A 3,115-nucleotide genomic window follows, 5' to 3' on the forward strand; every position below is an offset into this window, starting at 1 on the left:
CTCAGCCCTGCGACGAGCTGGGAATCGCTGCGATGGCCTCGATTTCGCACAGCACCCCGGGGCGGGCGAAGGCGGCGACGGTGAGGACGGTGATGGCGGGCGGCGGGGCGGTGCGGGCGCCCCAGATCTCGAGGAAAGCCTCGTAGCCGTCGCGGACCGGCTCGCCGGCGGCGACGAACATGGTCCACTTGACGATGTTCTCGAGGTCGGCGCCCGCTGCCACGAGGCAGGCCCGGACGTTGGCGAGGGCCTGGCGGGATTGTTCTTTGAGGGTCGGGCCCACCAGTTGGCCCGACGCGTCGATGCCGTTCTGGCCGCCCACATAGATGGTGTCGGCGGCCGACGAAACCCGGACCGCCTGGCTGAAAGCCGGGCTGGCGGGTAGGGATTCGGGGTTGATGTGGGTTACGAGGCTCATGGGGGCAGCGTAGGCAGGTCGACCGACAGGGTGGGTTATTGCGTCACCTGTGCGGCTTCGGGGTGGGTGGCGTCGCGGATGATGCGGAGGCTGGCCAGCAGGTCGGTGAGCTGGTCGGGGGTGAGGAGGCTGGTGAACCATTTGTCCACGCCTTCGAGGTAGGCGGGCAGGATGCGCGCCACCCGGGTGGCGCCGGCAGCGGTGAGGACGGCATAGGAGCTGCGGCGGTCGGTGGGGTCGGATTCGCGGCGGACGAAACCGTTGCGCTCCAGGCGATCCACTAGGCGGGTGACGCCGCTGGTGGAGAGGTTGGTTTGTTTCGCCAGGTCGGTCATGCGGAGTTTGCGGCCCGGGGAGCGGGTGAGGCGGGTGAGGGCGTTGAGGTCGAGCGCGGAGAGCCCGTTGCCCTTCCAGGTGGACTCGATTCTGGCGAGGATGCCGTCGTGAGCCTCGTACAGGAGGCCTATCGCAGTGAGTCGAGGATCGTCGAAGAGCTGCTTGGTGTCCACTTGACCAGCGTAAACCATGAACTTTCAGTGCGGATAGTTGACACGCGGAACAATTCTTGTAGATTGTTGACAACGCAATATTCCGCACAGCAACTAATGGAGGTTCCGATGAGCGAGGCGCAGCGGCAGTGGGTGGCCGGGTTCCGGGCGCCGCTGGTGAATCCGGCGGAGCGGATTCGACTGGCCGCGCCGCGTGGATTCGACGGGGAGACGGTGCGGCAGGTGGCGCATCTGGCCGGGGGCGGGTCGGCGGTGCGGGTGCGGCTGACCAACCGTTACTCCGAGCACGAACTGGTGATCGGGTCGGCGCGGATCGCGGTGCGCGACAGCGGCAATGCGATCGTGGCGGAGACGGATGCGGCACTGCTGTTCGACGGTGCGGCCGAGCTGCGGATTCCGGCGCACGGGGACGCGGTCAGCGATCCGGTCGAGCTGCCGGTGACGGCGGGCACGGATGTGGTTGTCAGCCTGTACTTCCCGGCGGCCACGGGTGACACCGCTTTCGCGCACATCCCGGTGGAGACCAGCTGGATCGCGGCGGGCGACCGGACGGGCGAGGTCGCCCTGCCCGACGCCGCCGAGCACACCTCCCGATTCGTGCTGACCGGCGTGGACGTCCTCGCCGACGCCGGGACGCCGGTGCTGGTCGCGTTCGGTGACTCCTGGTTCGAGGGCGTCGGTTCCACGCACGGCGCGAACCGGCGGTCGGTGGATCGGCTGAACGCGCGACTGCCGTTGGGCTGGACGGTGAATCAGGGCATCGGCGGGAACCGGCTGGTGACCGATCAGATCGGCGAGCGCGGGCTGGCGCGGTTCGAGCGGGATGTGCTCTCGGTGCCGGGCGTGGCGGCGGTGTGGGTGAACTTCGGGATCAACGACCTGATCCTGGACGATGCCACCACGCCCGCCGAGCAGCTCATCGCCGGATACACGGAGCTGGCACGGCTGGCGCACGCGGCGGGGCTGCCGATCTACGCCAATACCATCGGACCGTTCGGCGGCGCGTACTACCCGAATCTCAATGTGGCCGAGGGTATTCCGGTGCGCCGGCAGGTGAACGAGTGGCTGCGCGGGACCGATGTGTTCGATGCCGTCTTCGATCCCGCCGCGGCGGTGGAGGATCCGGAGCGCCCGGACTTCATCCGCCCCGAATTCGATTTCGACGGTATGCATCTCAATGACGCCGGCCATGACGCCATCGCCGCATCGGTGGATCTGACCGCCCTCACCCTGACCGCGACCCCGCGGCCCGGTCTCGCCGGAGCCCACTGACCCCGCTTCTCGACGAAAGGCGGGCAGATCCGGGTGGCTCGGTCCCGGTATCTGCCCGCCCATCCAGCCTGGCGAGTCCCCGCCCGAAAAGCGGCAGTAGTCCGCTACCCGATTTCGGATTCGCTGACGCCGTTCTTCCGAGTAGTGGTGAATCTTCTTCCTGGAGAAACGAATACGCAGGTCAGCGTGGAAACAAAACGGCCGGATCGATCGTCAATTCGACTGGCGAGGTCAAGAATGTTTCCCTCCCCGCTGGTGCCCGGTGCGTCAATTCGTACTCACCGGTCTCAGCGAGCTGGAATGCGAACAGCACCGGCAATGCCTCCCCCGGCAGCTGACCCTTGAATCGGTAGGTCTCGACACGCCAATAGTTGAGGATCTTGGCCTCCGCATACAGTTCCGGTTTGACCGTGCGGTCGGTCATCGTGGTCGATTTGGAGACCACCTCAACGGCTAGAACAACCTGGTCGGCCGGAATTCCCCGGCCCTCCATATCGATCTCACCGGAGTAGACGACCAGATCTGGGATCGGTTCGTCGTCGCCGATGAGAACACCCACACCCTGCAACCCGAACAAGTCATCAGGTAGGGCGGCGGCTATCGCGCGTTCCAACTTCGATACGACCCACTGATGCAGTGGTTTCGGTGCTGCGTTCACGACGAGCTGACCATTCAGGACCTCGTATCTGAGACCGTTCTCCGGCAGATAGTCGAGGTCGATGGCCGTCCAGCGATCGGAAGCGGGCACGTGCATAGTCGAATTGTCCAGCTCAGGTATCGGTTGCGCCACCGCAAACCACCCCTTGTCGCACATTCAGCAAGTTCGAACCCCGATGCCCGGAGACCGTAGCCGATCCAGCGGCACGACTCGCCGGTAATGAATCGAACACATGTTCATTACCGGCGAGTCTTCGGA

The 3,115-nt window shown here is 65.7% G+C and carries 4 protein-coding genes; 1 reads left to right on the plus strand and 3 read right to left on the minus strand.

The genetic code is table 11. The features are described 5' to 3' along the window. Nucleotide 1: 1 nt before the first annotated feature. The gene (locus LTV02_RS23675) at nt 2–418 is read right to left on the minus strand and encodes a RidA family protein (RefSeq protein WP_233033919.1); all 417 of its coding nucleotides are present in this window, start codon (nt 416–418) and stop codon (nt 2–4) included. Between the two features lie 35 nt (nt 419–453). After that, on the minus strand, nt 454–927 hold the full coding sequence (locus LTV02_RS23680) for a MarR family winged helix-turn-helix transcriptional regulator (RefSeq protein WP_233033921.1): 474 nt from the start codon (nt 925–927) through the stop codon (nt 454–456). Nucleotides 928–1,035: 108 nt separating this feature from the next. Here LTV02_RS23680 and LTV02_RS23685 point away from each other — a divergent pair, with 108 nt between their 5' ends. Continuing rightward, entirely contained in the window at nt 1,036–2,199 is a 1,164-nt protein-coding gene (locus LTV02_RS23685; RefSeq protein WP_233033923.1) for a GDSL-type esterase/lipase family protein, read from the plus strand. Between the two features lie 181 nt (nt 2,200–2,380). Here the strand turns inward: LTV02_RS23685 and LTV02_RS23690 are convergent, their stop codons facing one another. Beyond that, nucleotides 2,381–2,953 (minus strand): Uma2 family endonuclease, encoded by a 573-nt coding sequence (locus LTV02_RS23690; protein WP_233033925.1) that lies wholly within the window; start codon nt 2,951–2,953, stop codon nt 2,381–2,383. Between the last annotated feature and the right edge of the window lie 162 nt (nt 2,954–3,115).

This window comes from Nocardia yamanashiensis, assembly GCF_021183565.1.
Lineage (GTDB): Bacteria > Actinomycetota > Actinomycetes > Mycobacteriales > Mycobacteriaceae > Nocardia > Nocardia yamanashiensis.